17 protein-coding genes, 1 tRNA gene and 1 pseudogene are annotated in these 26,361 nt (G+C 70.9%); 3 read left to right on the plus strand and 16 right to left on the minus strand.

From position 1 onward, the window contains the following. A pseudogene (locus tag ACIO3O_RS34880) lies at positions 1-157 on the minus strand (glutamate dehydrogenase); the annotation flags it as partial. Between the two features lie 267 nt (positions 158-424). On the opposite strand from ACIO3O_RS34880, the gene ACIO3O_RS34885 reads away from it, so the two are divergent. Further along, positions 425-500 (plus strand) — tRNA-Gly (locus ACIO3O_RS34885). Further along, on the plus strand, positions 500-2,782 hold the full coding sequence (locus ACIO3O_RS34890; RefSeq protein WP_401752905.1) for a hypothetical protein: 2,283 nt from the start codon (positions 500-502) through the stop codon (positions 2,780-2,782). Before ACIO3O_RS34885 ends, ACIO3O_RS34890 begins: the two co-directional genes overlap by 1 nt. 43 nt (positions 2,783-2,825) lie before the next feature. On the opposite strand, the gene ACIO3O_RS34895 is transcribed toward ACIO3O_RS34890, so the two are convergent. The 14 genes from ACIO3O_RS34895 to ACIO3O_RS34960 form a co-directional block, all read right to left on the minus strand. Further along, positions 2,826-4,052: a cytochrome P450 gene (locus tag ACIO3O_RS34895; protein ID WP_401752906.1), complete on the minus strand. Its 1,227-nt coding sequence runs from the start codon at positions 4,050-4,052 to the stop codon at positions 2,826-2,828. A 51-nt stretch (positions 4,053-4,103) separates the two neighbouring features. After that, the gene (locus ACIO3O_RS34900) at positions 4,104-4,703 is read right to left on the minus strand and encodes a carboxymuconolactone decarboxylase family protein (protein ID WP_401752907.1); all 600 of its coding nucleotides are present in this window, start codon (positions 4,701-4,703) and stop codon (positions 4,104-4,106) included. Between the two features lie 44 nt (positions 4,704-4,747). Beyond that, the gene (locus tag ACIO3O_RS34905) at positions 4,748-5,737 is read right to left on the minus strand and encodes a 3-oxoacyl-ACP synthase III family protein (RefSeq protein WP_401753019.1); all 990 of its coding nucleotides are present in this window, start codon (positions 5,735-5,737) and stop codon (positions 4,748-4,750) included. Positions 5,738-5,839: 102 nt separating this feature from the next. Beyond that, positions 5,840-7,087 carry a beta-ketoacyl-[acyl-carrier-protein] synthase family protein gene (locus tag ACIO3O_RS34910; protein WP_401752908.1) on the minus strand — a complete coding sequence of 416 codons (1,248 nt, stop codon included), beginning with the start codon at positions 7,085-7,087 and terminating at the stop codon, positions 5,840-5,842. After that, positions 7,084-7,332, minus strand: a complete 249-nt coding sequence (locus ACIO3O_RS34915; RefSeq protein ID WP_401752909.1) for a phosphopantetheine-binding protein — start codon at positions 7,330-7,332, stop codon at positions 7,084-7,086. The genes ACIO3O_RS34910 and ACIO3O_RS34915 overlap by 4 nt, the downstream gene beginning before the upstream one ends. 126 nt (positions 7,333-7,458) lie before the next feature. Next, complete coding sequence (locus ACIO3O_RS34920) at positions 7,459-8,487, minus strand: beta-ketoacyl-ACP synthase 3 (protein WP_401753020.1); 1,029 nt, start codon at positions 8,485-8,487, stop codon at positions 7,459-7,461. 290 nt (positions 8,488-8,777) lie between these two features. After that, positions 8,778-10,382: a glycoside hydrolase family 13 protein gene (locus tag ACIO3O_RS34925; RefSeq protein WP_401752910.1), complete on the minus strand. Its 1,605-nt coding sequence runs from the start codon at positions 10,380-10,382 to the stop codon at positions 8,778-8,780. 127 nt (positions 10,383-10,509) lie between these two features. After that, on the minus strand, positions 10,510-11,385 hold the full coding sequence (locus ACIO3O_RS34930) for a carbohydrate ABC transporter permease (RefSeq protein ID WP_401752911.1): 876 nt from the start codon (positions 11,383-11,385) through the stop codon (positions 10,510-10,512). An 18-nt stretch (positions 11,386-11,403) separates the two neighbouring features. Next, positions 11,404-12,363, minus strand: coding sequence for a carbohydrate ABC transporter permease (locus ACIO3O_RS34935; protein ID WP_401752912.1), 960 nt, complete (start codon positions 12,361-12,363; stop codon positions 11,404-11,406). A gap of 168 nt (positions 12,364-12,531) precedes the next feature. After that, complete coding sequence (locus ACIO3O_RS34940; protein WP_401752913.1) at positions 12,532-13,950, minus strand: extracellular solute-binding protein; 1,419 nt, start codon at positions 13,948-13,950, stop codon at positions 12,532-12,534. Between the two features lie 211 nt (positions 13,951-14,161). After that, positions 14,162-15,178 (minus strand): LacI family DNA-binding transcriptional regulator, encoded by a 1,017-nt coding sequence (locus ACIO3O_RS34945; protein WP_401752914.1) that lies wholly within the window; start codon positions 15,176-15,178, stop codon positions 14,162-14,164. A 110-nt stretch (positions 15,179-15,288) separates the two neighbouring features. Next, on the minus strand, positions 15,289-19,596 hold the full coding sequence (locus ACIO3O_RS34950; RefSeq protein WP_401752915.1) for a discoidin domain-containing protein: 4,308 nt from the start codon (positions 19,594-19,596) through the stop codon (positions 15,289-15,291). Positions 19,597-19,717: 121 nt separating this feature from the next. Further along, entirely contained in the window at positions 19,718-23,182 is a 3,465-nt protein-coding gene (locus tag ACIO3O_RS34955; protein ID WP_401752916.1) for a CARDB domain-containing protein, read from the minus strand. A gap of 345 nt (positions 23,183-23,527) precedes the next feature. Continuing rightward, entirely contained in the window at positions 23,528-25,027 is a 1,500-nt protein-coding gene (locus tag ACIO3O_RS34960) for an AMP-binding protein (RefSeq protein WP_401752917.1), read from the minus strand. 206 nt (positions 25,028-25,233) lie between these two features. Between ACIO3O_RS34960 and ACIO3O_RS34965 the strand changes: the two genes are divergently transcribed. Further along, on the plus strand, positions 25,234-25,629 hold the full coding sequence (locus ACIO3O_RS34965; RefSeq protein ID WP_401752918.1) for a VOC family protein: 396 nt from the start codon (positions 25,234-25,236) through the stop codon (positions 25,627-25,629). On the opposite strand, the gene ACIO3O_RS34970 is transcribed toward ACIO3O_RS34965, so the two are convergent. Next, positions 25,557-26,357 (minus strand): hypothetical protein, encoded by an 801-nt coding sequence (locus ACIO3O_RS34970; RefSeq protein WP_401752919.1) that lies wholly within the window; start codon positions 26,355-26,357, stop codon positions 25,557-25,559. The two genes, ACIO3O_RS34965 and ACIO3O_RS34970, sit on opposite strands and share 73 nt — an antisense overlap. Positions 26,358-26,361 lie beyond the last annotated feature (4 nt).

The raw sequence follows: 26,361 nt of genomic DNA on the forward strand, positions 1-26,361 counted from the left end.
CGGGGCGCGCACTCAGCAGCGGGCCGAGGGTTTCGAGAACCTCGTGCACCGCCTGGTGGAATTCGCTCTCGCCCTGATTGCGGCGCAGCACCTCGGCGTACAGCTTCTCGATGACGCTGTTGTCGAAGGCACCGGTCCTGGCGGCACCGTTCTGCATGGCCGCGGAAGAGGTCGCAGACATCGGTCACATCCTTTCCATACTGGTCCGCGCCCGGCACGGCGAGCCCTCCGGGGAGACGGCCCGGGGCCCGTCGGCCGCACGCCGACTCGGGAATTCCTCAGCCGCACGCACGGGGCGCACGGCTGTACCTGCGGCGATTGTTCCAGTGCACGTCACAGGCGTTCACAACGGTCCACATACTGGCGCCCACGCCCCAAAACCTGTTGAGCAAGCCGCCGGGGCTCCCCTACGGTCACTGCACATCGACGTGTAGCTCAGCAGTCAGAGCACCGGGCTTCCTACCCGGAGGGCGCGGGGGCGGAACCCGCCACGTCGGCCATGGACACCAACGCTGACCAGCAGCCCTCGCATCCCTCCCAGGTCACAGCCGTCAACCTCTCCTACGCCGCCGACCAGCTGGCCAAGGCCCTGGCCACGGCGGGCAGCCACCCCGACGCGGCCACCCGCGAGCGGGCCGCCGCGCGCGGCAAGCGCTGGCAGGCCGTGCTGGCGGGGATCGCCGAGGGCCGTCTGTCGATCGGTTCGCGCACCCCGGTGCGCGGCCTGCCCGCCTGGGTGACCCCCGAGGTCGTGCGCGGCGGATTCGCCACCGGCACGGCGAGCGCTTCGGGGCCCGTCCTGCCGTACGAGACCGAGGCCGCCCGGCGTTGCGGCATCCCGGCGACGCGCGGCGCCCTCTTCGCGCACGCCCTCACCGAGCCCGGTCTCGACGCGCTGTTCGCCCTGCTCGACAGCGGTCGCTACGAGGTGGCCGTGCCCGAGGAGGCCGCCCTGCTCACCGTGGCGTGGCTGGTGCGGGCGGGCGACGTCGCCTCCGCCGCCGACCTGGTGGAGGTGCTCGCTCCGTACGTCGACACCCTGCGTTTCCTGCCCCGCCCCTCCGCCGTCCCGGCGGGCCGCGCCGACCTGGTGCACCGGCGCACGGTCGCCGACGCGCGCGGGCGGCTGGAGGCCCGGCTCCCCAACACGGCGGTGGAGAAGCAACGCGAGGCGCTCACGGTCTGGAACCCGTTCTCCGACGAGCTGCTGGCGCACTGGCTGACGGACCCCGACGACGCCTGGTACGCCCACGGCGACGCGCTCCTCCAGCGCTACCGGGCGCTCGCCGCCGAGCACACGCTCTGCACCAAGCACCGCGACCCGAAGGGGAACGTCGGCATCCTGATCGGCGCGCTCACGGAGGTCTCCGCCCGGCGCCCCCTCGACGCACGCCGCACCGGTCTCGTGCGCACCGCCGTCGACTCGATGGTCCGCAGGCGCGGCCTGCCCGGCTCCGAGCGGCACACCGCCCTGCGCGGCACCCAGGCCGCCCAGGCGGCGCTGCCCGCGCACCACGAGCTGGCCCACCTGGCCGCCCGCAGGCTCGCCGCGCTCCCCCAGGAGTCCGGCGTCGAGGACACCGGCCCGCTGGTCGTGGAGGTGAGCGCGCGGGAGGCCGGGGAGTCGGGGCTGCCCGCAGGCGCTCCGCTGCCCGTTCCGGTACGCCGTGTGGTCGAGGGCACGCTCAGCGCGCCGCTGGCCACGCTGGTCGAGCGCCAGCTGGTGCCGTCCGCCGAGGTGCTGGCCGAGCTGGTGCCGCAGTTGGTGGCGTCGACGACGGCCCGTACGTACGAGGACGGACCGCTGCGCACGCTCGCCGCGGCCACCTACCGTGCGTTCCGCAACCGCCGCTCGCTGCTCCTGCTCAACCTGGCGCACCAGGTACGGGTGGACGAGCTGCCCTGGGTGCGGGCCGTTGCCGCGCACCGGAGCCCGGACGCCGACGCCGCCCTGGACGCGCTGCGCGAGCTGGCCGGGACCGCCGTGCGCGCCTTCCCCGGCACGATCCTGCCCAATCCGCTCGTGCGGGAGCTGTCCGTGCTGGCCCGTCAGGCGGAGCTGGACGCGCCGCTGGTGGAGGAGCTGGCGGCGGACATCTTCATGGGGACGTTCAGCCCGAAGTTCCTGAAGGCCGCGCAGGTCGCCGCCGAGCTGTTGGAGGGTTCGCTGTACGCGCGCTACTACGGCATCGACTACGCGGCGCTGCGTGAGCCTCCCGTCGCACGGCCCGACAAGGGCTCCCGGCCGGGCAGGAAGACGCCCCGCACCGCACCTGACTTCGCCGCCCTGTGCGCGACGCGGGCCGGTGGCGGCGCGCACTCCTGGTCGGTCGCGGCCAACGGCAAGGTGATCGAGCAGGCGCAGATCCTCACCACCCACAACCTCGCCACGCTCGTGCACCGGGTGGGGGTCCGTCCCGGCGAGGGCTGGGACGCGCTCGCCCTGCGCTGCTTCACGACGGTGTGCCGCCTCACGGCCCGGGTGCAGGGAAGCCCCTGGCCGCTGCCCACCGTCAAGGACGCCGCGTACGCCTGGCGCCAGATGCTGTTCCACCTGTCGCTGTGCGCACCGGCGGCCCGGGACCGTGTGCTCGCCGGGCTGTCGGCGGAGGCGGCCCGCCATCCGGCGCACGTCGCCGCCCGCCTCGCCCCGGCCCTCGCGGGTCTCCGACTCGTCGTGTCCGGCGGCGAGTTCGCTGCGGACGGCACAGCGGACAGCGGCCGGGCGCAGCGTTTCGTCGGCTGGAGCACGGGCGGGCACTGGATGCTCCCGCCCCGGTGAGCGGACCTCACCGCCGCTGAGCGGACCTCACCGCCAGCGGGCGTCACCACGCCACGGGCAGCGCCCTCAATCCGTACACGATGCTCTCCGTCGAGAAGCTGAGCTCCTCCTCCGCCGCCGCGAGCCGCAGTGTCGGCAGGCGGCGCAGGAGGGTCTCCAGGACGATCTGAAGTTCCGCCCGGGCCAGCGCCTGGCCGATGCACTGGTGGATGCCGAAGCCGAAGGCCAGGTGGCGGCGGGCGTCGCGGGTCACGTCGAGTGCGGTGGGGCAGGTGCCGCCGTCCGCCGCGAAGAGTTCTTGGTCGAGGTTGGCGGTGGACAGCATGCAGATCACGCCGTCGCCGGGTTCGACGGTCACGCCCGCGAGCTCGACGCGCTCCTTGGCCACGCGGGAGAGCCCGAGGTGGATGATGGTTTGCTGTCGCAACAGCTCTTCGACCGCTCCGGGCAGAAGCTCGGGGCGGTCGCGCAGCAGGGCGAGCTGCTCGGGGTGGCGCAGCAGGGTGAGGGTGCTGACGGCGGTCATGTTGGCGGTGCTCTCGTGGCCGGTGACCAGCAGCAGGAAGCCGAGCGACGCGGTCTCCTGCGGGGTGAGGTCGTCGCGGGCGACCAGGCGGCTGAGGATGTCGTCGCCGGGGTGCTCGCGCTTGTGCGCGGCGAGCCGGGTGAGGAAGTCCATCAGCTCGTGGTGGGCCTCGGCGATGCGTGCGTGCCCCACGGTGTTGTCCAGCAGGGTGCGGCTGAGTGACTGGAACAGCTCGTGGTCCTCGTACGGAACCCCCAGCATCAGGCAGATGACCAGCGACGGGACGGGCAGCGCGAAGTCCGCGACGAGGTCGGCCGGGGCGCCCTTGGCGAGCATGGCGTCGACGGCCTCGTCGACGATGCGCTGAATCCCGGGCCGCAGCGCGTCCACCCGCTTGACCAGGAAGTCCTTGGTCACCATGCGCCGCAGCCTGGCGTGCTCGGGGTCGTCCATGCGGATGAAGCTGGGCTTGGCGGTGGCGAGTTGCCGCTGCCCGGGCGAGAGGAAGGGGAATCCGGGCGTGCGCGCGTCGGCGCTGAACCGGGCGTCGGCGAGCACCGCACGTACCTCCGCGTACCCGGTGACCAGCCAGCACGGGGTGCCGTCGGGCAGCGCGGAGAGGCTGACCGGCGCGGTGCGCGCGGCGTCGAGGTAGGCCGCGGGCGGCCCGTACGGGCAGGCGCCGTAGGGGGCGGGGAGCGCGGGACCGGGGTGGGGGCGGGGCTCGGTACGCGTGACGGACATGCGGGGGCTGCCTTTCGGAGGACTCCGTGACGGTTTGCTGATGTGCTTCTGTTACGTGGACGAGGGCGTCGGCCCGCACTCCCGGGCGCGGCCGGTCCGTACGGTCGGCACGGTCCGTACAGTCCGTTCGGCAGGAGAGTCGAGGGAGTCGTCCTGCGGGGTGCGCAGGGTCCGCAGCGTCATGCACATCATGGCCGACTGCCCTGCCAGCACCAGGAGTTCGACCAGCTGATCGGTGCGCAGGCGGTCCGCGAGGCGCTGCCACACCGCGTCCGGTACGTCCTCGTGCGCGGCCAGCGCGTCGACCGTGTGCAGCAGCGCGAGGTCGTCGGGCTGCCAGGGGTGAGCGTCGAGCGGTACGGCGGTGGCCGCCGTCTCGGCCGGGGTCAGTCCGGCGAGGGCGGCCTGACCGGTGTGGCGGTCGTGGACGAAGGCGCAGTCCAGGCGCCAGGCGGTGCGCAGGACGACGAGTTCGCGGTCGCGCGCGGTGAGGGTGCCGTCGTGCGTGAGCACCCGGGCCAGCGCCAACCAGGCCTCGGCGAGCGGGAGATGGTGGGCGAGGGTGCCGAAGAGGTTGACGCGGCCCGACCCGTCCTTGCGGGACCCGTCGAGCACGTCACGCAGGGCCTGCGGCCACTGGTCGTACGGCACGGGTTCGATGCGAACACGCGAACTCACCTTCATGTCGGCCGAATTCACCATTCGCAGATCACCACCCCGGCGCTGGCCCCGCTCGCGAACCCGAACAGGCCGACGAGGTCGCCCCGTTGGAGGTCCCCCGCTTCCAGGGCGAGGGCGAGTTGCAGCGGCAGCGTGTTGGTGGCGACGTTGCCGTGCGTGGGGAAGGTGGCCCGCACGTCGGCCGGGTCGGCCCCGATCCATGCGCAGGCGACCTTGGTGAAGGCGACCGAGGGCTGGTGGACGCAGACCAGGTCCAGGTCGCCGGTCTTCACCCCGAGGTCCCGCATCGCCTGCCGCACCTTCTCCGGCATCCCCTCGAAGGAGGCCACCAACTCCGCCGAGTCGATGGTGAGTTGCCCGAGCGTGCGGTGGTTGGCGTATGGGTTGGGGAGGGTGGCCGCCCGCCAGCCCCAGGAGTTGGCGAAGAAGCGGGAGCCGAGGATGCCGGGCCGTTCGCGGGCCTCGACGAGGACGGCGGAGCCCATGTCGCCGGTGCTCAGGCTCGGCAGGGCGTGCAGGACGTCGTCGGCGCTCTCCACCGACCAGCGGCTCTCGCGGGTGCTGACCTCGGCGGTGGTGACGAGGATGCGGCGGTAGCGGCCGGTGGTGATGAGGGCGTCGGCGACCTCCAGGGCGTTCAGCACGCCGTTGCAGGCGTTCTTGAGGTCGAACACCGGGCAGGTGAGGCCGAGTTTGTCGGCGACGAGGTGGGCGGTGGCGGGCTCCTCCATGTCGGCGAGGATGCCCGCGAAGATCAGCAGGTCGACGTCGAGCGGGTCGGTGCCGTGCTGCCGGAACAGGGTGCGGGCGGCGTGGGCGGCGAGGTCGGACGGCTGCTCGTCGGCCGGGGCGACGGTGCGCTCGACGAGTCCGTACATGTGCTGGAGCACGCCCGGGGTCATCGGGATGCCGGGGTTGTGCGCGCGGAAGCGGTCTTCGACCTCGGCCACCGTCTGGCGGCCGGCCGGGATGTGGACGCTCGCGTATGCGAGGGCGCTGTACACGGTCAAGGGGTGAACGGACTCTCTCAGTCGCGAAAGGGAACGAATCGGGGTACGGAACGAATCGGGGGAAGCAACGAAGTGGGGGAAGGAACGAAGGGACGCTCAGACGGCCCGCAGCACCAGCACCACGTTGTGCCCGCCGAAGCCGAAGGAGTGGCTCGCCGCCGCCCGCACCTCCTGGTGCGAGGGCTCGCCGGTCACGCAGTTCAGCGGGAACTCCAGGTTCTGCGGGGTCAGGTTGGCCGTCGGCGGGACCGTCCCGTGGTGGATCGTCAGCGCGGTGAGCGCCGCCTCGATCGCCCCGGCCGCGCCGAGGCTGTGTCCCAGGACGCCCTTGGCGGACGTGACGCTGGGCCCGTGCGGCAGCACCCGGCCGATGAGTTCGGCCTCCGTGCTGTCGTTGAGCGGGGTCGAGGTGCCGTGCGCGTTGACGTGGTCGACGTCGGCGACGTCGAGGCCCGCGTCGGCGACGGCCAGCCGCAGCGCGGTCTCGGCGACCGTGCCCCCGGGGGCGGGGGCGGTCGGGTGGTGGGCGTCGGAGCTGGCGCCGGTCCCGGCGAGCAGCGCGTATCCGCTCCTCCCCCGGGCCTTCGCGTCCGCCGCCCGCTCCAGGACCAGGATCGCCGCGCCCTCGGAGATGACGAAGCCGTCCCGGTCCGCAGCGAACGGCCGGGAGGCCGCCACGGGTGCGTCGTTACGTCCCGACAGCGCGCCCATCCGCTGGAACCCGGTGGTGACGACCGGACTGATCGCCGCCTCCGTGCCCCCGGCGACCGCGATGTCGCACGCCCCCGAGAGCAGCAGGTCACGGGCGACGACCAGGGCGCTCGCGCCCGAGGCGCAGGCGGTCTCGGTGGCGAGCGACGGGCCGTGCGCCGTGAGGTCGAGGGCCACTTCGCCCGCGGCCATGTTGGAGATCAGCATGGGGATCAGCACCGGTGACACGAAGTCGGGCCCGGCCTGGTGCATGCGTACCGTCTGCTCCTCCAGGTGGGCGGCGCCCGCGAGTCCGGAACCGATCACCACCGCGACCCGTGCGCCGTCCCAGCTCTTGGGGTCCAGCCCGGCGTCGGCGACGGCCTCGCGGGCGGCGAGCACCGCGAGCTGGGTGAAGCGGGACATCCGCCACGCCTTGCCCCCGCCGATGCGGCCCTCGCCGGGGGCGAACGGGGGAATGCGGCAGGAGAAGGCGCCGGAGGAGAGCTCCTTGAGCTCGGGGTCGTGCGCGGCCGTGGACTCGCCGCGCAGCACGCCCTGCCAGGTGGCCTCCCTGCCGACACCGGCAGGGGTGATCATCCCGAGCCCCGTGACCGCGACCGCGCGGTCGGCCGAGGGGGTCGGAGCGGTCACAGCGTGCCTGCCGCGGCGCGCTTGGCGGTCAGCGTGGAGGTGAGTTCGGCGACCGTGGTGGCCTTGGTCGCCTCGTGCTCCTCGACCTTGACGCCCAGCTCCTCCTGGAGGGCGAGGGCGAGCTCCGCCAGCGAGAGCGAGTCGAGGTCGAGGCTCTCCAGGGTGGCCTCGGGCCGGATCGAGTCGGCAGCGACCTCGAACTTGTCGGTGAGCACGGAGTGGACGGCGGTGACGACAGGAGACATGGGGGTGCCTTTCGCATAGGTCTATTCAGTGCAGGGGCACGCGAGGAGAGGTCGCGTGGGGAAGGGGAGGAGTACGGAGGAGTGGTCGCGTGGTGAGGAGTACGCGGCGGTGTTACGGACCGTCGGTCACCCGGCGTCCGACACCGGTGCCACCGTGGCCAGTTCCGGCCACACCAGGGCGGCGGAGCCCCAGGTGAGTCCCGCGCCGAACGAGGTGAGCAGGACGCGTGCGCCCGGCCGGAGTTCGTCGCGGGACGCGGCGTCGGCGAGGGCGAGCGGGATGGAGGCGGCGCCGGTGTTGCCGACCCGCTCGATGTTCGAGATCTGCCGGGCCGCCGGGACGTCGAGCCGTTCGCCGACCGCGCTGAGGATGCGGGCGTTGGCCTGGTGGCCGACGAAGTGGTCGACGTCCTCGGTACGCCAGCCGACACCGGCCAGCAGGGCCTGCGAGGAGGCGGTCATCCGGCGGACCGCGTGCTGGTAGACCTCCCGCCCGTCCATGCGGAAGTGCCGGTCGCCGGGTACGAAGCGGCTCGGCTCGGAGCGTTCCAGCGCGCCGCCGCCGGGGACCTCGATGAGGCCGTGCCCGCTGCCGTCGCTGCCGAGGTCGAAGCCGAGGACACTGCCCGGCTCCCTTCGTTCGCCCCGGCGCAGGACCACGGCCCCGGCGCCGTCGGCGAACACGACTCCGGCGCTGCGGTCGTCGGGGGCGATCAGGGTCGAGTACACCTCGGTGGCGACCAGCAGGACCCGTTCCGCGATGCCGGAGGCGAGCGCTCCGGCCGCGCTGGCCAGGGCGTACACGAATCCGCTGCACGCGGCCGAGACGTCCCAGGCGGCGACGGGTCCCAGGCCCAGCCGGGTGGCGAGTTCGGGTGCCATGGCCGGCATGGGCCGGTCGGGCGTGGAGGTCGCCAGGACGACCGCGTCGATGCGCGGGTTCCCGGCGACGTCCAGTGCGCGCACGGCGGCGCGGAGGGCGAGGTCGCCGGTGGAGGTGCCCGGGTCCGCCCAGTGGCGTTCGCCGATGCCGGTGCGGCGGCGCACCCAGGCGTCGTCCACCTCCCAGGCGGAGGGGAGCGCGTCGTTGGCCACCGTACGGGGCGGGACCCAGCCCGCGAGGCCCTCGACGACGGCGGTCGGACCCCCGGCGATGCCGCCTCTTGCCTGCCTCGGTTCCGCTTCGGGGCAGAAGAGTTCGCCTGACACCCACACCTCGCCGGATCACGTTTTGGATGAAATCGGGACGACCTTACGAGGGTTACGGATCATGGCCAGCACACCGATTACTCGAACGAAAGTTCCAGGAGCTACCGGATCGAGCAACACCGCAGTTCAGAGGCGGTTCCGCAGGAACGTTACGGCTTTCAGGACGATCTCGCTGTCACGCGAAGGGGTGGCATTTCTTAGGACCAATGGAGTCCGCCCCTGGGCCCGGTCCGCCGTCAGCGCCGCAGCCACACCGCCGTGTCCCCCGGCAGCCTGCCCTCCCCGTCCAGCGGTCCACTGCTCAGCAGCACCTCGGCACCCTCGGGCAACTCCACCGCCACGGCCCTCAGGTTGACGAAGCAGCACAGCCCCTCCGTACGCGCGAAGGCGAGGACTCCCCCGGGCGCGTCCAGCCACTCCAGCGGTCCGTCGCCGAAGCCCGGTACGGTCCGCCGGATGCGCAGCGCCTCGCGGTAGAGGGCGAGCATCGACCCGGGGTCGGCGTCCTGCCGGTCCACCGCGTACGCCGACCACCCCTCGGGCTGCGGCAGCCAGGGCTCGACCGTCGACCCGAATCCGCAGTACGGCTCCTCGGCCGCCCACGGCAGCGGCACCCGGCAGCCGTCCCGCCCGGGGTCGACGCCCCCGGACCGGAAGTGCATCGGGTCCTGGATGCGGCCCCTCGGAATGTCCGCCTCCGGAAGGCCGAGTTCCTCGCCCTGGTAGAGGTACGCGGAGCCGGGCAGGGCCAGCGTCAGCAGGGCGGCGGCACGGGCGCGGCGGGTGCCGAGGGCCAGGTCGGTGGGGGTGCGGTAGGTCTTGGTGGCGAAGTCGAAGGCGGTGTCCGCGCGCCCGTACCGGGTGACGGTGCGGGTCACGTCGTGGTTGCACAGCACCCAGGTCGCGGGGGCGCCCACCGGCGCGTGTTCGGCGAGCGTGTCGTCGATGGAGCGCCGCAGCCGCTCCGGGTCCCAGGGGCAGGCGAGGAAGCTGAAGTTGAAGGCGGTGTGGAGTTCGTCGGGGCGCAGGTAGCGGGCGAAGCGCTCGGCGTCCGGCAGCCACACCTCACCGACGAACACCCCGTCGTACGCATCGGCGATCCGGCGCCACGCGCGGTAGATGTCGTGCAGTTCGTCCTGGTCGATGTACGGGTGGGGGTCGACGCCCTCGACGAAGTCGGGCAGCGCCGGGTCCTTGGCGAGCAGGGCGGCGGAGTCGATCCGTACGCCTGCCACTCCCCGCTCGAACCAGAAGCGCAGGACGTCCTCGTGCTCCTGGCGGACGGCCGGGTGCGCCCAGTTGAGGTCGGGCTGTTCGGGGGTGAAGAGGTGCAGGTACCACTCGCCGTCGGGCACCCGGGTCCAGGTGGGGCCCGCGAACTGCGACGGCCAGTCGTTGGGCGGCAGTTCGCCGTGCGCACCGCGTCCGGGGCGGAAGTGGAACAGCTCGCGCTCGGGGCTGCCGGGCCCCGCCTCCAACGCCGCTCGGAACCACGCGTGTTGGTCCGATACGTGGTTGGGGACGATGTCCACGATCGTGCGGATGCCGAGTTCACGGGCCTCGGCGATGAGCTTCTCGGCCTCGGCGAGGGTGCCGAAGGCCGGGTCGACGGTGCGGTAGTCGGCGACGTCGTACCCGCCGTCGACCAGCGGGGAGACGTACCACGGGGTGAACCACACGGCGTCGACGCCGAGTTGGGAGAGGTAGGGAAGTCTGGCCCGGACCCCCGCGAGGTCTCCGGTGCCGTCGCCGTCGGCGTCGGCGAAGCTGCGCGGGTACACCTGGTAGATGACGGCGTCGCGCCACCAGTGCGGGCTGCGGGACGGGAGGGCGTCTGCCACGTGAAGGTCCTTTCGGGCAGGTCGGACCGCGCCGCCTGCCCGGCGGCGCGGTCGTGCGAGGGGTCGGGCGATCAGGAGGGGCCGCGCGACCGGGACGGGTCGGGCGACCGGGAAGGGCCGGCCGGGCTCAGCCTTTGAGGCCGCCCGCGGTGAGGCCGCTCATGATGTTCCGCTGGAAGATCAGGAAGATGAGCAGGGTGGGGATCGACGCGATGGTGAGGGCGGCGATCAGCACATTGACGGGGACCCCGTTGGAGAGCGAGTAGATGCCGACGTTGAGGGTCTGTTTCGCCGGGTCGGGCAGGGTGAGCAGCGGCCACAGGAAGTCCTTCCAGACGCCGACGACCGCGAAGATGGACACGACGCCGAGGATCGGCCGGGAGATCGGCAGGACGATCGACCACAGGGTGCGCGTCGGGCTCGCCCCGTCGATGGAGGCGGCGTCGAGGAGTTCCTTGGGGATGGAGTCGAAGAACCGCTTCAGCAGGAAGATGTTGAAGGCGTTGGTGACGGAGGGCAGCCAGATCGCCCACGGCGAGTTGAGCAGGTTGCGCTCGACGACCGGCACGTCCAGGACGGTCAGGTACTGCGGTACGACCAGGACGGTGGCCGGGATCATCAGCGTCGCCAGCATCATGCCGAGGACGGCCTTGCCGAAGATCGGCCGGAGCTTGGACAGCGAGTAGGCGGCGGCGACGTCCAGGACGAGCTGGAAGGCGAGCGCGCCGAAGGCGTAGTAGAGGGTGTTGAAGAGCAGTGAGGCGAGGTCCATGACCTCCCAGGCCCGGCCGTAGTTGGCCGGTTCGAAGGAGCCGGGAACCAGGGTGGGCGGGGTCTGGATGACTTCCTGCGGATTCTTGAAGCCGCTGGAGACCAGCCAGTACAGCGGTCCGAGGAAGACCAGGGTGAAGCCGCCGACGATGACGGCGAAAATGATCCAGTAGACCAACTTGCCGCGCGGGCGCGCGAGTTGGGCGGGTGAGATGAGCGTGCGTGTCGACATGGCGTGTCTCCCCGTTCCCTACTCGTCCTCGGCGCGGCTGAGCTTGACGTACGCGGCCGAGAATCCGGCGAGCAGTACGAGCAGGAGCAGGCCGAGGGCGGCCGCCGCGCCGTAGTTGTTGAAGCTGAAGGCGTACTGGTAGATGAGGTAGACGACGGTCGTGGTGGACCCCTCGGGGCCCGCACCGCCGGTCAGCAGGAAGGGCTCCACGAAGACCTGCATGGTGGCGATGACCTGCATGAGCAGCATGAGCGACAGGATGAGCCGGGTCTGCGGAACGGTGACGTGCCAGATCTTGCGCAGCAGCCCCGCGCCGTCCAGCTCGGCGGCCTCGTACAGCTCGCCGGGTATCCCCTGGAGTGCGGCGAGGTAGATCAGGGTCGCGCCGCCCATGTTCATCCAGGTGGAGGCGACGACGACCGCGAGCAGGGAGACGTCCGGGTCCTGGAGCCACTGCTGAGCGGGGAGCCCGAAGAAGTCGAAGACCTCGTTGAGGAGCCCGTATCCGGGGTCGTACAGGTACTTGAAGAGGAGTACGGAGGCGACCGGCGGCAGCATCACCGGGAGGTAGACCAGTAGCCTCAAGTAGCCCTTGCCGTGCCGGAACTCGTTGATGGTGACGGCGACGACGAACGGCACCGCGAAGCCGAGCACCAGCGCGAGCAGGGTGAACATCAAGGTGTTGCGCCAGGCCTGCCAGAACGCCGGGTCGTTGAAGACGGTGGCGAGGTTGTCGAGCCCGACCCAGCTGACCGCGCCGTCCTCGGTCTTCTGGAAGGCGAGCAGGACCTCCCGGACCATCGGGTACCAGGAGAACAGCGCAAAACAGACGACCGCGCCGACGAGGAAGCCGTGGGCGGTGAGGTTGCGGCGCAGGCTCCGGGCGAGGCGTCCGCCCTGCGGTCCGGGTCGGGCTGAACGTGGCTTCACCGCAAGGGAGTTGCCCGTCTTGCTCGGGGTGAGGCTGGGGGCCGACATCGTTGCTCCTCGGTGCGGGGGTGCCGGTTCTTCGTGCGTACGTATGCGTGTGTACGGTGCGGGGTCGGGCGGGGACGGGAGTGCGGCCCGTCCCCGCCCGGGCGGGGGGCCGTCCGGCCTGGCTCTCTGGCGAGGCCGTCGGGCCGGGCCTACGACCGGCGTCGGCCGCTATGCGCCGAGGATCTGGTTGACCTGCGACTCGGCCGTGGCAAGGAGCTTGTCCACGTCGGCGTCCTTGTTGGTGAGGACTCCGGACATCACGTTGTCGAGGATCTTGTAGATCTCCTGCGCCTTCGGCGGCTCGGCCTTGCCCTGGACGGGGTTGTCCATGAAGGTCTTGAAGTTGGCGACCGGCATGGTGGCGTCCTTCACGCGGGCCGCGTCGTCCGTCTTCTTGGACTCGTTGAGCCAGAAGTTGGGCTGCGGAATGCCGACCGGCAGGCTGTCCGCCTTGGTGCGGGCCCAGTCGAACTGGCCCTTGCCGACGGAGAGGTTCTTGAAGTTCAGCCAGGCGACGGCCGCCTTCACCTTGTCGGCGGAGATCCCCTTCTTGATCATGTAGTTGTTGCCGCCGGCCAGGGTGTTCTTCTCGCCGGGAATCGGGCCCATCCCGAAGTTCTCGTACGTGGCGCCCAGTTGCTGGACCATGTACGGGATGTCGTCGGGCGCGGCCAGGTACATGCCGAGCTTGTCGGTGGTGACCATCTTCTGGAGGTCGCCCCACTTGAGCAGTTGGGTCTTGCCCATGCTGTCGTCCTCCCAGCGCATGGCGTGGAGGTTCTTCAGCACCTGCTTGCCGAGGTCGGTGTTGAAGGCGGCCTTCTTGCCGCTCGGGTCGACGATGTCGCCGCCGACGCTGTACATCTGCGCGGTGAAGTGCCAGCCGCCCTGGTTGGTGGCGCTGTACTCGCCGAACCCGGCGATGCCGTTGCCGAGCCCGGCGATCTTCTTGGCGGCGGCGCGCACCTCCTCCCAGGTGCGGGGAGGCGTGTCGGGGTTGAGGCCCGCCTGCTGGAAGAGCTTGCGGTTGACGAGCAGGCCCATCGTGTAGTTGCTGGTGGGCAGACCGTACAACTTGCCGTCCTGCTTGAGGGAGTTGAGGACGTTCGGGTCGATGTCCTTGAGCCGCGGCACCGACTTCTCGTTGACGTACGCGGTGATGTCCTGCGCGCCGTCGTTGTCGAGCACCTGGGGCAGGTCGGTGAAGTACGTGTAGAACACGTCGGGTTGGGACTTGGCCTTGAGCATCGCGGTGAAGCGCGGCGGCTCCAGGCACTGGCCGGCGGTGGAGCGGCCCTGGATCGTGACATTCGGGTAGGTCTTGTTGAACGCGGCCACGTCCTCCTTCCACTCCTTCAGCTCGGCCGCCTTCGCCGTCGGGGGCATGCAGTCGATGGAGATCGTGACCCTGGTCTTCGGGTCCAGCGGGGCGGCGGGGTCCGAGTTCCCGCTGCCCTTGGAACCCGAACCGGGGTCGTCGTCCTTGCTGCTGCTCGTACCGCAGGCGGCAAGAGCGGTGAGCGTCAGGGCGGAGACGAGCGTCATGGCGCTTGCAGTGCGGGCGCGACGGAACCGAGCACTTCTCATGGGTGGACCCCTTCGGGCATGAACGTGGAAGGCGCCCCACCGCCGATGCGTTGTGGGGCGCCGCTCACTCAACCACCGCAAACAAGTGGCCGCAAGATGTCGCGTAGATTTCGTAATTGATTGACAGACAGGTGGAGTTCAGAAGCAGAAGGACGTCAGATCGTGACCGTCACAAGGGTTCACTTTGCGGCCCAGCCGACTCCCGAAGGCCCTACTTCGCGGCCCCTGCGACCCCGGACGGCTGCGCGGTGGAGCCGCGCACCACCAGCTCCGGGTCGAAGAGCAGCTCGCTGTGCGGCACGTCGCTGCCCTGGATCTGGAGGATCAGCAGTTCGACGGCGGCCCGTCCCATCGCCTCGATGGGCTGGCGGACCGTGGTCAGGGGCGGTTCGGTGCAGGTCATGAACGCCGAGTCGTCGTAGCCGACCACGGACACGTCCTGCGGCACCCGCAGGCCCAGCCGCCGCGCGGCCCGCACGGCCCCCAGCGCCAGCGGGTCGCTCGCGCACACGATGCCGGTCGCCCCGCGCTCCAGCAGCCGCGTCGCGGCCGCCTGGCCGCCCTCCAGCGAGAACATGGACCGCTCGATGAACTCGTCCCCCAGCGAGCCGCCCGCGGCCTGCTCGGCGGCCTTCAGCCGACGCCGCGACGGCATGTGGTCGGCAGGCCCGAGCACCAGGCCGATCCGCTCGTGCCCCAGCGACTCCAGGTGCCGCCACGACTGCTCGACGGCCACCGCGTCGTCGCAGGCCACACAGGGGAAGTCGAGCCCCGCGATGGAGGCGTTCATCAGCACCACCGGGATCTGCCGCTCGGCCAGCAGCCGGTAGTGCTCGTGCGGGGCGTCCGCCTGCGCGAACAGCCCTCCGGCGAAGACCACTCCGGACACCTGCTGCTGGAGCAGGAGATCCACGTAATCGGCCTCCGAGACGCCCCCCTTGGTCTGCGTGCACAGCACGGGGGTGAGGCCCTGCTGGGCCAACGCACTGCCGATGACCTCGGCGAACGCCGGAAAGATGGGGTTCTGCAACTCCGGCAGCACGAGCCCCACCAGCCGCGCCCGTTCCCCCCGCAGCTGCGTCGGCCGCTCGTACCCGAGCACGTCCAGCGCGGTCAGCACCGACTGCCGGGTCGCCTCCGACACCCCCTGCTTGCCGTTGAGCACCCGGCTGACCGTGGCCTCGCTGACCCCAACCTTTTTCGCTACCTGAGCAAGTCGTCGCGTCATGGGCGCAAGAATAGCGCAAGCGCTGCAAGGCGCTTGCGCTATTCGGACAGTCGAAGTGCGCTGAGCGGACAGCCCTCGGAGGGTGCCGGAGCACCCTCCGAGGCCTCCCGCTAAGGGTTGTTGACGATCTTCAGCGTCAAGGTGGTGTTCCGGATGTCCACCGCGTTGCCGCTCAGCCGCAGCCCGTTGAAGACGACCTCGCCGACGGCCGGCCCCTGACCCGCCTCCGGCATCTCGTTCGCCCACAGACCGAAGCCCGACTTGGCATCGTAGGCGTCACCGCTCTTGCGCGCCCCGGTGACGGACACGTCGGTGAAGACGGTGTCCTTGATGGGGAACTGCGGCTGCCCGCCCACGTAGTTCGTCTGGAACATGATCCCGCTGTAGGTGGGATCGACGATGTCCACGTGGTTCACCCGGATTCCCTGGAAGACCTTCGAGGCGGAGAAGACCCAGATGCCGGGGAAGGTCTGCGCGCCCCAGAAGTGCCCGCCCGCGCGGACCACCGAGATGTTCTCGAAGACCGTTGGCTCGGTCCCGAAGCCGTTCATCGGATACCCGAAGTCCAGCGAGGAGATGGTGATTCCGGAGTAGACCAGGGTGTCGGCGATGTGGATGTTGCGGAAGGTGTTGCGGTAGCCGCCGTACACGGCGACGCCCGCGGCCCTCCAGGTCAGCGTCGACGTCAGGTTCTCGTAGACGTTGTTCTTCATGTCGGCGCCGCCCGCGTCGATCGCGGAGAACAGCGCGAAGCTGTCGTCGCCCGTGGCCCGGGCGTCGTTGTTCGTCACGAGGTTGTCCGTCGACCCGTTGGTCATGTTGATGCCGTCGGCGAACATGTTGCGGATGCGGGAATTCTTGATGGTCATCGAGTCGGTGTTCGCGCCCCAGTAGAGGCAGACCATGTGCTCGTTCCAGATGTTGTCGATGACGATGTCCGACACGTTGGAGAAGTCGAAGACCTTGCCGGGTCCGTCGATCCGCGAGGTGTAGTTCCCGAAGTACGCGAAGTTCGCGAAGGACGACCCCTTCGCCGCAGCCTCCGCGCGGAAGCCGACATCGGTGTTCTCCTGCCCGGCGGGCGCGTGGAACTGCGTGTACCAGGGCCCGGCCCCGACGACCTTGACCGCCTTCCCGTACACCTGGAACTTGCTGGACGTCTGGTAGTCGCCCGGCGGCAGGTACACCCCGACCAGCTTCCCCGTCGTGTCCATCCGCACCTTGTCGAGCGCGTTCTGCACGTCCTGGTGGCCGAATCCGGCGGGCACGGTGTACGTCGCCGGGTCCGGGTTCGCGACGGGTGCCACCTGCTCCGTGTTCACGAAGTCGATCGCGTACGTCGAGGTGTTCGCGGCGTCCTTCTGGAGCCGTATCCTCGCCCCCGCCGGAACGGTCTCGCCGAGCATCAGGTGTGCCTCGTCGTAGATGTGGCGGGGCGAGCCGGAACCGGGCGAGTTGCCGGGGGCGGTCTCGTTCCCGTACAGCCAGGCGTAGCGGGAGGTGAGCGGGAACGCCTTCTTCAGGGATCCGTTGACGTAGACGTCGATCGTCGATTCGATGCCGCCGCCGCCTGCTGCGTCCGGGATGGAGAAGCGCGTGACCAGGGTGTTCGTGCTGGCTCTGGTGGTGAACTCGACGTACTCGCCGGTCGCGTCGAGGTTCACGGCCCTGCGGCCCGAGGCTTCGCCCGCGATGTCGCCGACGGTCCGGTTGGGCCCGACCACCTGCGCGCCGCCGCCGAGCGTGCCGTCCTCGGCCTCGTACATGTCGTACGGCATGTTCGCGCCACGCCCCACGAACAGCGGCTGGGTGGAGGTGTTGTTCTCCCGCTTGACCGGCAGCTCGGTCGCGTCCGGCGCGATGACGATCTTCGTCGTGTACGAGCCGTTGGCGGCCTTCCAGGTGCCGAGCGAGACCGGTGCGGTGGTCGCGCCGGCGGCGATGGCCCCGGAGTGGTTGCCGGTGAGCGTCGTGACGACCGCGCCCTTCGCATCGGTCAGCGTGACGGTCACGGCGTGGTCGCCGCCCGAGGAGGCGACGGTGCCCTGGTTCTTGATGGCCACCTTGTACGTGATGTCGTCCCCGGCGGCCGGGGAGGACGGGGTGGTGGTCACCGATGCGGCGACCAGGTCTGCGCTCGCGACCGGCTTGACGACCAGCGGACTCGGGCTGGTCAGGGTGTTGTTGGACTCGTTCTGCTCCAGCACCGCGTTGCCGTCGTCGGCGACCGCGCTCAGTTCGTACGATCCCGCCTCGCGCTGACCGAGCGAAGCCGTGACGGTGGCCTGCGCGCCCGCCGCGAGGGCCGGGACCTGCGCGGTGGCGACCTTGGTTCCGCCGAGCCGGACCGCGACCTTGCTGGCCGCCGCGTCGGCGGGACCGCTGTTGCGTACCGTCACGGAGGCGGTGACGGTGTCCGTCTCGACGGGCGATGCGGGCGAGGCCGTCAGCCCCGTCACTTCGAGATCCGGGTTCGGCGCGGCCACACCGATCACCTGAAACTCAGCCAATTGACCAGCCCCCGAACCGGAGTTGGCGGTGAAGCGCAGCTGCACGTCGGCCACTCGCCTGCCCACGGGGACCGTCACGGTGTTCTGCCCGCTCGCCGGGTCGAAGACGTACTCCTTGGCGGCGACCAGCGAGGTCACGCCGGACGCGCTTTGCTCGCGGCCCAGCACCTCGATGGTCTGGGTGCGCCGGCCCCAGGCGGAGTCGGGGTTGAGCTTGAGGACGAGCCGGTCGACGTCGGCGTTGGCGCCGAGCTTGACGGTGAGGGTGGCGGGGTGGCCGGTGCCCTCCCAGTAGGTGGCGGTGTTGTTGTCGTTGGCGTTCTCCGCGACGAAGGTGTGGATCACCGAGGAGGCCGCGATCGGCTTGCCGACGGCGAGGTTGGTGCCGCCTCCGGTGCCGGTGCCATTGCGGGTGACGGTGTTGCTGTTGGCCGACTGACTCCCCGCCGCGTCCTTCGCCCGTACGTAATAACTGACGGTCTCCGAGGCCGGACGGTTGTCGGTGTACGTCGTGACAGTGCCGCCGACCGAGGTCAGCAGGGCCCCGTTGGCGTAGACGTCGTAGCCGGTCACGCCCTTGTTGTCCGTGGACGCGCCCCAGGTCAGCTTGATCTGGCCGGTCGCGGGCTCGGTGTACGCGAGGTTCGCGGGGGCCGTCGGGGCCTGGGTGTCACCGGTGTCGCCGGTGCGGGTGACGGTGTTGCTGTTGGCCGACTCGTTCCCGGCCGCGTCCTTGGCCCGTACGAAATAGCTGACGGTCGCGGAGGCGGGACGGTTGTCCGTGTACGTGGTGGCGCCCGCGCCGAGCGAGGTCAACAGGGTGCCGTTGGCGTAGACGTCGTAGCCGGTGACGGCCGTGTTGTCGGTCGAGGCGCCCCAGGTGAGCCTGATCTGGCCGGTGGCGGGCTCGGTGTAGGCCAGGTTCGCGGGGGCGGTCGGGGCCTGGGTGTCGCCGGTGGCCGGGCCGTAGACCTCCAGCTCGCTCAACTGGCCTGCGTTCTGCGCGCTGTTGGCGGAGATCAGGGCCCGGACGTAACGGGTCGTGGTGGCGTCGAAGGAGAGGGTGGTGGAGTTCTGGCCCGCCGCGTCGAAGGTGTAGGCCTTGGCGGCGGTGAGGTCGGTGAAGTCGGAGCCGTTGGTACTGCCCTGGAGCTTCAGGGTCTGGGTGCGCGCACCCCAGCCGTCGGGGAGGCGCAGGACCGCCCGGTTGACGCGCACGGACGCGCCGAGGTCGGCCTGGAGCCACTGCGGGAGGGCACTGTTGCGGCTCTCCCAGTAGGTGGCCTTGTTGCCGTCGGCCGCGTTGCCGGGTGCGTACACCTCGGTCTGGCTGCTCGCGGTGAAGGTCTTGCCGCGGGCCAGGTTGACCGAGGAATCGCCCGCGCCGTGCACCTCCAGCTCCGACAACTGCCCCGCCTGCCAACCGGTGTTGGCGCTGATCGCGATCCGCACGAACCGGGTCTGCGTCGCCGGGAAGCCGACGGTGACGGTGTTGCCGGACCCCGGCGCGAAGGTGTACGCGGCGGAGACCTTGAGGGTGGTGAAGCTGGTGCCGTCGGCGCTGCCCTGCACGGCGAGGGTCTGGTTGCGCTGCTCCCAGCCCGCCGGGAGCTTGAGGACCACCTCGTCGACCCGCTGAGCGGCCCCGAGGTCGACCTGCACCCACTGCGGGAGCGCGCTGCCCGCGCTCTGCCAGTACGTGGACTGGTTGCCGTCGGTGACGTTCGCCGCGCCGTACTCGCTGTGGGAGCTGCTCGCCGAGGCCGGGTCGCCGACGGCGACGTTGGGTCCCTCGGCGGCGGACGCCGAGGTCAGGAGGGGTCCGGCCAGCAGGAGGAGGCTGGTGGCCAGCGTGGCGCTGAGCACGCTTCTCGCCACGCGCTGCGGCGCTCTCGTACGGGATCTCATACGTCCCCGATCTCGGCCCCGCCGCGCACGCGGTGGGGCACGTCAGTGGGATGGGTGGGGGGCGGTGCGCCCGGCGCTGGGGCCGGGCGCACCGGTCGTACGGGGGTCGTACGTACGGTGATCAGCGGCGCGAGGCCTGTGCTCCCGCCGCGCCGTTGATCACGAACGGGGAGCCCGGCTCGATGAGGACGTTGCCCTGCGCCGAGTTGGTGATGGTCACGCCGGAGAGGGTGGCGCTGCCTCGGGCCCCGCTCATGGCGAGGATTCCGGAGCCGTTGTTCGACTTGTCGATGGTGACGTTCTTGATCTGCACGTTCGGCATCTCGCCGCCGCCGGTCTTGAACTGGATGCCGTCGTAGGTCGAGTCGCGGATGTCGGTGTCGCGGATGGTGACGCCGGGTATCGGCTGGCCCTGGGCGAACAGGGTGATCGCACCGAATTCCTGGTCCTCGTTCCAGAACGCGCCGCCGGTGCGGTGCAGCCCGTTGCCCGCGATCAGGGTCTGGCCGGAGAAGGGCAGCGGGTCGTGGTCGGTGGCCAGCATGATGCCGGGGTAGTTCATGGTGTCGGAGATGAGGTTGTTCTCGATGGTGTTTCCGTACCCGCCGTACACCGCGATGCCGTTGGCGCGCCACGGCAGCTGGATGGTGTTGTTGCGGAAGTGGTTGTCGTGGCCGACGTCGACGGAGGTGTCCTTGACGTACTTGCTGGCCCAGACCGCGAGCGCGTCGTCGCCCGTGTTGCGGAAGGAGGAGTTGAAAACGGTCGAATTGCGGGTGCCGTTCGCGAAGTTGACGCCGTCGGCGTAGGTGTTGCGGATGCGGACGCCGTTGAATTCGAGGCCGTCGCCCGGCCCCCACAGCTCGGGGATGTTGGAGTAGTCGCGGCCGACCCAGGCGCCCACGTTGGCGTGCTCGATCCAGACGTTGCTGATCTTCGTGTTCTTGCCGAAGCGGCCGTTGAGCGCGACGCCGCCCTCGGCGTTGCCGTCGCCGCCCCGGATGGTGCCGGAGCCGAAGATCGCGATGTCGGAGATCTTGGTGTTGTCGTCGATGTCGAAGCCGAAGTTGCCCTCGTGCGGGTGGTTGATGCCGCCCGCGTCCTGCGGGGCGATCAGCGAGTAGAGCTGGGAGTGCCACATGCCCGCGCCGCGGATCGTGACGTCCTTGATGCCGACCTGGTTGAACTGCCCGCGGTTCAGCGGGTCGTCGGTGAGGATCTTCTTCTCCTGCCGCCACTGGCCGGCCGGTATCCACACGCAGGGGATGTCGCCGTTCTGGTCGGCGGTCACCGCGCGCTGGATGGCGTCGGCGTCGTCGATGCCGTCGTTGGGCACGGCCCCGTAGGCGGTGATGGAGGTGCACTCGGCGGGCTTGGCGGCCGGGGCGGCGACCTGCTCCAGGTCGATCAGGTCGACGACGTAGAAGGAGGCGTTGTCGCCCGCGTCGCGCTGGAGGCGGAAGACGGTGCCGGCCGGGTAGGTCTGGCTGAGCAGGACGTTCGACTCGTCGAAGAGGCGACGGGCGTCGCCGCCGGGCCGGTTGGTGAGGCCCTCGGGGTCGTCGGTGCTGCCGTACAGCCAGCTGTGCTTGGAGGACAGGTTGACCTTGCGGACGAACTGGCCGTTGGCGTAGAGGCTCAGCGTCGCCTCCTGGCCGCCGCCCGCCGCCGCGTCGGGGATGGAGTTGCGTACGACGAGGGAGTTGGCGGCGCCGGTCGAGCTGACCTCGACGTACTGGCCGGTGGCGGTCAGCCGGACGGACTTGCGGCCCGAGGACTCGGTGGCGAAGTTGGTGTGCCCGAAGGTGCGTTGGGCGTCCGACTCCAGGAGGGTGCCGTTGTACCGGCCGTCCTCCGCCTCGTACGCGGTGTACGGGACGGCGGCGCCGCGACCGACGACCAGGGAGCGGGCCAAGGTGTTGTTGTTCTCGTTGGTCTCGGCGACGACGCCCGTGGCATCGGCGGTGGCGGTCAGGGTCGCTCCGCCGCTGGCGGCGGTCCAGGTGCCGTTGACGGCGACGGTGGCGGTGCCGCCTGCCGCGACGGCGGGCGTGGTGCCGTTGAGGGTGCTGCCGCCCACGGTCAGCCGGGTGACCGATCCGGCGGGGACGGCCACGTTGCCCCGGTTGCGGACGGCGACGGTGAAGCTGACCGGTGAGCCGACCGCCGGGTTCGCCGGGCTGCTGGTGATGCCGGTGACGTCGAGGTCGGGACCGGGTGCCTGACCGACCGTCAACTTGGCTGCTGCCGTTCGTCCGTTGTTGCTGTTGTCGAGTTCGGCGACGGTGTCGGTGGGGTCGACGACCGCCGACACCGTGTAGCTTCCGGCGGCCCGCTTGCCGACCTGGACGGGCACCTTCGCGGACGCGCCGGGTGCGAGCGCGCCGACTGCCCCGCTGCCCGCGACGGTTCCTTCGACGCTGACGTCGACGGTGGTGGCGGGGGACGCGGCGGTGCCGGTGTTGCGCACGGTCGCATCCACGGTGACCGGGTCCGCTTCGGACGGCGCGGTGGGCGACCAGGTCAGGTCCGCCACGGTCAGGTCGGGGGCCGGGGCCGCCGCTCCGACCACCTGGAACTCGGCCACCTGGCCGCCGCCCGCCCCGGTGTTGCCGAAGAACTGGAGGCGTACGTCGGCGTAGCGGCCGGAGACCGGGATGGTGACGGTGTTCCTGTTGCCGGAGGGGCTGAAGGAGTAGTCGGCGCGTGCCCTGAGCGAAGTGAAGGCAGTCGCGCCCGCCGCCCGGCCGAGGACCTGAAGGTTCTGGGTCCTCGCTCCCCAGGCGGCGTCGGGGTTGAGCTTGAGGACGACGCCCGACAGGTCGGCGTCCGCGCCGAGCTTGACGGTGAGGGTGGAGGAAGCGCCGCCCGCCTCCCAGTAGGTGCTGGTGCTGTCGTCGTTGGCGTTGGCCGGGACGTAGTTCTGGGTGGTGGAGGAGGCTTCGATCGGCTTGCGCAGGGCGAGGTTGGTTCCGGCGGGCGGCTCACCGGGGCCGGTCCCGCCGTCCTTGCCGTACACCTCCAACTCGCTCAGCTGGCCGGCGCTCCAGCCGGTGTTGGCGCTGATCTGGACGCGTACGTAGCGGGCCCGGCCGGAGACGGCGATCGGCACGCGGTTGCCCGAGGCGGGCGCGAAGTTCCGGCCCGCCGATGCGGACAGGGCGCTGAAGGCGGTGCCGTCGGTGCTCCCCTGAACGCTCAGGGTCTGGGTGCGGGCCTCCCAGGACGCGGGGAGCTTGAGCACCACCTCGGTGAGGTCGGTGGCGGTGCCGAGGTCGATCTGCACCCACTGCGGGAAGGTGCCGGATGCACTCTCCCAGTACGTGGCCTGGCTGCCGTCGGTGACGTTGCCCGCCGGGTAGGCACCGTGGGCGCCGGACGCGGTGGCGGGGCGGCCGAGGGCGAGGTTGGGGCCCTCCAGTGCGCGCGGCGCGGCGCTCACTGCTGCGCCCTGCCGTTCGGCGGCATGTGCGGCCACGGGCAGCAGCCCGCCCGCGAGCAGACCGGCCGCCGTCAGCCCGGCGAGCAGCCGCCGGTTGCGACGTCTGCGGTCTCTCGGAGTCCTGAAGCGGTTTCTCTCACTCATGAAGCTCTCTCGATCCCTTCCCTGGGCGCGCGACCACGGCCCCGCCGCACGGCTTTCGGGCGCGAGGGGGATGACCGGGAGCCTGGTGATATCGGATAGCGAACGCCGATAATCAAAAAATTGAGTAGATCAGTCAATCTTTTGCAGCGCTGAGCAGACAGGTTTCTACCAGGTATCGGTTTTGTCAACGGAGCGGTACGTGAAGGGAGTTGGCGGAGTCATCGCGCGAGGCGCACTCGACACCATCCGCCCCGGTCCGGAGCGGTACGTGCCCCTCCGGATCCGCCGGGGCACGCAGAAGCACCCCGGCCCCTCACTGCGGGTCCGGGGTGCGGGCGGAGCGGCTCAGGCCCGGTGGGCCGCCGACCTCAGGTACGAGGCGCGCACCCGGTGCTTGGCGATCTTGCCGTTGGGGTCGCGGGGCAGATCGGGGACGAGATCGAGGGTGCGGGGGACCTTGAAGCCCGCGAGGGTGGTGCGCAGGGAGGCACGCAGGGCGTCGGGGTCGGGGGTGGCGCCCGGCTCCGGCTGCACGAGTGCGTGCAGGCGCTCGCCGAACTCGGCGTCGGGTATGCCGAAGACCGCGCAGTCCAGGACGCCGGGGAGGGTCAGCAGGGCGGCCTCGATCTCGGCGGGGTAGATGTTGACACCGCCGGAGATGACCATGTCGACGGCGCGGTCGCAGATGTAGAGGTAGCCGTCGGCGTCGAGGTAGCCCATGTCGCCGACCGAGACCAGCCCGTCGAGGCCCGCCTCCGCGCGGGCCTCCGGGCGGCCCTGGTAGGTGAAGTCGGTGTGCGCGGGCTGGCGTACGTACAGGACACCGACCTCGCCGGGCGGGCAGTCCTTGCCGTTCTCGTCGATCACCCTGATCTGCGCGTCGCCGAGCGGGCGGCCGACGCTGCCGGGCCGTTCCAGGGCCTCGTGGGAGTCGATGACGGTGATGTAACCCGTCTCGCTGGAGGCGTACGTCTCGTGCACGATCGGCCCGAGCCAGTCGATGAGGGCCCGCTTGACCTCGGGCGCGCACGGCGCCCCGGTCGAGCCGACGAAGCGCAGCGAGGACAGGTCGTACCGCTCCCGGACCTCGCGCGGCAGCTTGAGCAGCCGTACGTACATGGTCGGTACGCAGTACAGCGCGTCGATGCGGTGACGCTCGACCAGGGCGAGGGTCTGCTCGGGGTCGAAGCGCGGGGCGATGACGAACAGGTCGGCGGCGATGGCCGCGTACTGGGCGAACATGCTCGGGGCGCTGTGGTAGAGCGGGGCCGTCATCAGGGCGCGGCAGCCGGGGCGCAGGCCGTAGACCTGGCCGACGACGGCGAGGGTGCGGTTGCGGAAGTCGTCGATCTCCTCGACCGGGACGGGGGCGCGGACGACGCCCTTGGGGCGGCCTGTGGTGCCGGAGGTGTACGCCATGTGCCCGCCGGGGGAAACCAACGGGCCGTCGTAGTCGGGCTGTTGGGCGAGCCAGGGTTCGTACGGCACGTGGGCGGGCTCCGTCGGTCCGGCGCCGACGGCGAGGGCCGGGAGTCCGTCGGGCAGCGCGTCGTGTGCCGCCGCCAGCAGGTCCGTGTGGCCGACGACGGCCTTCGCGCCGCAGTCCGCGACGATGTATGCGAGCTCGGCCGGGGTGAAGTGCCAGTTGAGCGGACAGAAGTGGTAGCCGCCGAGGCGACAGGCCAGCATGACGTCGACGTACACGGCGTCGTTGCGCAGCAGCACCGCGACGACGTCTCCGGCGCGCAGCCCGAGCGCGTACAGACCGCCCGCCAACTTCTTTGCGCGTGACTCCAGTTGGCCGGATGCGGTCTCGGTTCCCTCGAAGCTGACGGTGGCGGTCATGGGGGTCCTCTCGTCTGTCGGGGGCAGGATCGCGACGGTGCGGCTTTTGACAGGTTCGCGCAGAGGGTCATGGTAGTCAGCCGGGCACGCCTCGCGGGGCATGCGGGCCGGGGCGGGGTGGGCCGGGGCAGACGGCCGCCGGCGACAGGCCCCCGTGACTACCCTGTGGCCCGGCAGCACCCACCCACGCCCCCGGAGGCCCCCGCATGACCAGCAAGTTCACCGAGCTCGCCGTCGACTGCGCCGACCCCGCCGCGCTCGCCCGCTTCTGGTGCGCGGTACTCGGCTACGAGGTGCAGGACGAGGAGGGCGACGGGGAGTACATCTCCATCGGCTCCCCCGCCGTACCCGAGGGCATTGACCGCCCCGGTCCGGTACCGCCGACGCTGGCGTTCGTCCGGGTGCCCGAGGGCAAGACGGTCAAGAACCGGCTGCACCTCGACGTCAACCCCACGGACAGCGGTCAGGAGGCGGAGGTCAGCCGCCTGCTCTCGCTGGGCGCCCGCCCGGCCGACGTCGGTCAGACCGGTCAGGAGAGCTGGGTGACACTCGCAGATCCCGAGGGCAACGAATTCTGCGTGCTCGCGACACGCCGCCCCTGAAAGAGGGCCCGGAACATCTGCTCCAGCAGATGCAATGCCCGCGCCCGCACCGGTACTTGACGTGCGGTCCCTTGCCGGCGGATGTCCGTCCAGGCCTCCAGCGCCGCGAGGGTGCGGTGATCGTCCCGGGCGGCGAGCACCAGCACGAAGCGCACATAATCGCCGAGGTCGGTGCCCTCGGGATACCGGTCGACGCATCCCCACAGACGCGCGCTGAGCGCCGGAAGGGTACGGGCCATGGGGAAGACGACCGCGAGACCGGCAAGCGCCAGCCGTACGGCGGGACACTCGACGCCCCAACGGGCAAGAAGGCCTGCGAGTTCCAACTCGACGGCCTGACGCGCCCGTTGCTCGCTGTCCGGGTCCGCATGCGGCGCGGGACGCGGCCAGGATTCGGCGAGGTGGCGCTCCGTCACGGTGGCGATGGACAGGAGCAGTCCCGCCAAGGCGTACCGCTGCTGCGGCGGTACGCGGTCGTCGGCGGCCAGCACCGCGAGGAGCGGGACGCCGTCGGCAGTGACCGGGGTGCAGGTGTCCTGGTGCAGGAACTCGTGGAGGAAGTCCGCGAGGAAGCCCGCGTCGCCGTCCCGGCTCGGGTCGACTCCGCCCTCGTACAACATGGCCGCCTGAGGCGGGAGTTGACCGCCGAGCATGCGGTCGGTGACGACGTCCCGGAAGAGGGATCGGACGGGCGGACCGAGTCCGGGGTCGGGTCCGCTGCCGGGCACCCGG

It is taken from the genome of Streptomyces sp. NPDC087440 (assembly GCF_044744005.1).
GTDB lineage: Bacteria > Actinomycetota > Actinomycetes > Streptomycetales > Streptomycetaceae > Streptomyces.